We start from the raw sequence: 4,202 nt of genomic DNA, 5'->3' as shown, positions 1-4,202 counted from the left end.
AAGAGGCTGTTTTTAATTTATTTTTCAGAAAAAATCCATTCAAAGGGGGGTTCACTGTCAGTTGTGGACTAGATTATGTAGTGGATTATGTAAACAATTTCCATTTTAGTGAGAGCGACCTGGAATATTTAGCCTCCATACAGGGAAATGATAACAACCCTCTATTTGAAGAAGGGTTTCTACACTATTTGCAAAAGCTTGAATTTTCTTGTGATCTAGAAGCCGTACCTGAAGGGACTTTGGTATTCCCTCATGAACCCCTTATCAAAGTAAAAGGCCCCATTATTCAATGTCAATTATTGGAAACTCCGCTTTTAAATTTGATCAATTTTCAAACCTTAATCGCTACAAAAGCTGCCCGAATCCGTAATGCTGCCAAAATGGAACCGGTAAGTGAATTTGGCCTGCGCCGAGCACAGGGAATTGATGGAGCTTTGGCCGCCAGTAGAGCAGCATACATAGGTGGAGTAGACTCCACCTCCAATGTATTGGCTGGAAAACTCTTTGGAATTCCGTTGAGAGGGACTCATGCCCATAGTTGGGTAATGTCTTTTGAAACAGAATTAGAAGCCTTCAAAACCTATGCAGAGGCATTACCCAATAATTGTATTTTCCTGGTAGATACCTACGATACCATTCAGGGAATAAAGAATGCTATTACTGTAGGTAAAATGCTAAGAGAAAAGGGAAAAGAGATGATTGGGGTTAGAATAGACTCAGGCGACCTGGCCTATCTCAGCCAAAAAGCCAGAAATCTTTTGGATGAAGCAGGCTTTCCAAATGCCAGAATCGTGGGAAGTAATGACCTGGATGAAACCATAGTGAATAGTTTGAAACTTCAGGAAGCTCATATTAATACCTGGGGCATAGGAACTAAACTAGTAACTGCTTTTGACCAACCAGCGTTGGGGGGAGTCTATAAAATGTCAGCAATTAAAGAAGGAAAGAAATGGATAGGCAAAGTAAAACTATCCGAACAAGCCATAAAGGTAAATAATCCCGGTCTACAACAAGTGAGACGTTTTTACCTAGAAAATGAATGTGTGGCAGACGCCATATTCGACCAGCGCTTTGAGCCAAAAGAAACCTTTACTATTCTAGATCCCCTGGACCCGACCAGACAAAAAAAATTAGATACCAAAAAACTAGCCTACAAAGATCTTCTGATTCCCATATTTGACAAAGGTAAACAGGTTTATCAAAGTCCTAAACTAGAAGAAATCAGAAACCATTTACAAAAAGAGATGAGTACATTTCATTCGGGAATTAAACGATTTGTAAACCCCCACCGATACCCAGTTGGTTTGGAAGAAAATTTACATCAACTGAAAACGGAATTAATTTTAAACCTAAGAAAGAAAGTTAGAAAATAATTAATAATGAATAAATATTAGTGAGGTGAGTGAATAAAGAATCCTTATTTGGAACAAGTTGTAGGTTTCATGAATTAATGAAATAGGTAAAAGTTTATGTATAGCTTTTTTAGGACCCAACCTTTATTTCTTTACCATTCAGTCATTCCTATCTTTTCATTTTTTAGTTCTCCATTTTTAATTTTTCATTTTCAAATTAAAAAAATGTACACCTACCCATACCCCCGCCCTTCCGTAACGGCCGACTGTGTAGTTCTCAATTTCACGGAAGACCAACTGCACATACTTTTGATTCAAAGGGCAAATGAACCTTTCAAGGGCAAATGGGCACTACCAGGAGGTTTTATGGAAATGGAAGAAACCACTAAAGAAACTGCAGAAAGAGAATTAAAAGAAGAAACCGGTCTTCAAATAAAGGACTTTTTGGAAATAGGGGTATTTGATCAACCCCATCGCGATCCAAGGGGAAGGGTTATCACCCTAGCCTATTTAACCATAATCCAAGAGGTTAAACTCAATCTTTCCCCTGCCTCAGATGCTAAATCTGCACATTGGTTTTCCGTAAAAGATTTGCCCAACTTAGCCTTTGATCACTTAAAAATTATTCAAAAAGCCTTCCAAAAACTAATTGGTCTTTTGGAAATCAATCGGCTACACAACAAGCCCTTCTTTCACCTTTCTAGGGAAGCCATGCAGGTACTGTCGACCCAACTAAAATCCTTCAAACATTAGCCATGACAGCCCTCATCATCGTTGATCTTCAAAATGATTTTCTACCGGGAGGAGCTCTAGCCGTTCCAGAATCTGACCAGATTATTCCTGTCATCAATGAATTGCAAAAGTACGTGGACCTGGTGGTGGCTACTCAAGACTGGCATCCCACTGACCACGAAAGTTTTGCTAACAACCACCCCGAACATAAAGAAGGAGATTTAATTACTCTTCATGGATTATCACAGATACTTTGGCCCGTACATTGTGTTCAGGATACTTTTGGAGCACAACTTTCTTCAAAATTAAAAACTTCTTGCATTCTTAAAGTCTTTCAAAAAGGTACAGACAAGGAAATAGACAGTTATAGTGGCTTTTATGACAATGGATATAGAAAATCTACAGGGTTAAGTGAGTTTTTAAAAGAAAGAAATATTGATCAAGTGGTCGTAGTTGGATTAGCCACTGATTTTTGTGTTAAATACACTGCTTTAGATGCACTAAAAGAAGGGTTTAAAACTACTATAGTAAAAGAAGCTACCCGAGCGGTGAACCTTAATGTGCAAGATTATGAAAAAGCAATCGCTGAAATCGAACAAAAAGGTGGAATAGTACTCAATTTAAAATCCTTTGTCCAAGAATATAAAAAACTCAAATAAAACAAAAGAGCTCGGTAAATGGATTACCAAGCTCTTTTTAATACTCTTAATACCTGAATGATTAGGCTCCAATTTTAGCAATTAGGTCTGCTACACGGTTAGAGTAACCTGCTTCATTATCGTACCATCCTACAATTTTTACTAATGTTCCTGAAGCAGAAGTCATTCCTGCATCAAAAATACATGAGTGAGGATTTCCAACGATATCAATAGAAACAATTGGATCTTCTGTGTATTCCAAAATTCCTTTTAACTCGCCTTCAGCAGCTTTCTTCATAGCTGCATTGATTTCCTCTTTAGTGGTTTCTTTCTTTAATACCACAGTAAAATCAGTCAAAGAACCATCAGGAATTGGAACTCGCATAGCCACACCATCCAATTTACCTTTCAGGTGAGGAAGAACCAAACCTACGGCTTTTGCTGCACCTGTAGTAGTAGGCACAATAGAGTAAGCGGCGGCACGAGCTCTTCTAAGATCCTTATGAGGGGCATCCTGCAACCTTTGATCAGCAGTATAAGCGTGTACTGTTGAGATATATCCTTTTTCAATTCCAAAAGCATCATCCAACACCTTAGCCATTGGAGCTAAACAGTTTGTTGTACAAGATGCATTTGAAACAATTGTTTCTTCACCTGTAAGCGTTTCCTCGTTAACACCCAATACCACTGTTGGGATATTACCTTTAGCCGGAGCAGAAATCACTACTCTCTTAGCACCAGCTTCTAAATGGCCAGAGGCACCTGCTTCATCCACAAAAATTCCTGTCGACTCCAAAACCACATCGATACCCAGAGATGCCCAAGGTAAATTCTTTGGAGATCTTTCCGCAATAATTTGAATCTTTGTGCCATTTACCACTAAAGCATTCCCCTCTACTGCTACCGTTCCGTCAAATCTGCCATGAACAGAATCGTACTTCAGAAGGTGAGCCAAAGTAGATGGATCAGTCAAGTCATTAATGGCAACAACATCAACATTCTCCTTCTGCAATAAGGTTTTAAATGCTAATCGGCCAATTCTTCCAAAGCCGTTAATGGCTACTTTTATTTTTGACATTTAACTAAAATTTTATCGTGAAACGTAAATTCCAGTCAAAAATACGACTAGAAAATTCTAAAAACAATTAATTTTTTCAGAGTAATTTCGCTAACGTTTACGAAAAACCTTTCTTTAATGCCTTGAAAACTATATACAAAACTCAATTGTATGTTACCCGAGAAATAGAAACGAAAATTAAGTAAATTAAAACTATACTTTATTCGCACATTTTTAAGCGCCAAAATTTTTCCATCTATTGTACAGACACTTATAAGATTGTTTACAGAAATTTCGGGATTTCATTTGCTCAATAAAAATCAGCCTTCTATATTTGCATCACCAAAAACGAAAAAGGAGGCAAAAACAAGCATTCCATAACGTTTTGGTAAGTTTTGCTCCGTTCGTCTAGGGGTTAGGACG

At 37.9% G+C, this 4,202-nt stretch carries 4 protein-coding genes; 3 read left to right on the top strand and 1 reads right to left on the bottom strand.

Going from position 1 to position 4,202, the window contains the following annotated elements:
• From E1171_RS05975 to pncA, 3 genes are all read left to right on the top strand, one after another.
• Positions 1-1,373, top strand: a 1,373-nt coding sequence (locus E1171_RS05975; RefSeq protein WP_155205057.1) for a nicotinate phosphoribosyltransferase, incomplete at its 5' end; no start/stop codon positions are given.
• Positions 1,374-1,577: 204 nt separating this feature from the next.
• Positions 1,578-2,105 carry an NUDIX domain-containing protein gene (locus E1171_RS05970; protein ID WP_155205055.1) on the top strand — a complete coding sequence of 176 codons (528 nt, stop codon included), beginning with the start codon at positions 1,578-1,580 and terminating at the stop codon, positions 2,103-2,105.
• A 2-nt stretch (positions 2,106-2,107) separates the two neighbouring features.
• Positions 2,108-2,743, top strand: coding sequence for a bifunctional nicotinamidase/pyrazinamidase (pncA, locus tag E1171_RS05965; RefSeq protein ID WP_155205054.1), 636 nt, complete (start codon positions 2,108-2,110; stop codon positions 2,741-2,743).
• A 61-nt stretch (positions 2,744-2,804) separates the two neighbouring features.
• Here pncA and gap read toward each other — a convergent pair whose 3' ends face one another.
• A complete protein-coding gene (gene gap / locus E1171_RS05960) occupies positions 2,805-3,800 on the bottom strand; it encodes a type I glyceraldehyde-3-phosphate dehydrogenase (protein ID WP_155205052.1) in 996 nt (331 codons plus the stop codon).
• Between the last annotated feature and the right edge of the window lie 402 nt (positions 3,801-4,202).

It is taken from the genome of Xanthovirga aplysinae, from assembly GCF_009711365.1.
GTDB lineage: Bacteria > Bacteroidota > Bacteroidia > Cytophagales > Cyclobacteriaceae > Xanthovirga > Xanthovirga aplysinae.
This window is presented reverse-complemented; position numbering and strand designations above follow the sequence as displayed.

What these genes read in the sequence shown, in the direction of transcription:
- pncA (WP_155205054.1), top strand. Translation starts at nt 2,108, where the DNA reads ATGACAGCCCTCATCATCGTTGATCTTCAAAATGATTTTCTACCGGGA.
- gap (WP_155205052.1), bottom strand. Translation starts at nt 3,800, where the DNA reads ATGTCAAAAATAAAAGTAGCCATTAACGGCTTTGGAAGAATTGGCCGA.
- E1171_RS05970 (WP_155205055.1), top strand. Translation starts at nt 1,578, where the DNA reads ATGTACACCTACCCATACCCCCGCCCTTCCGTAACGGCCGACTGTGTA.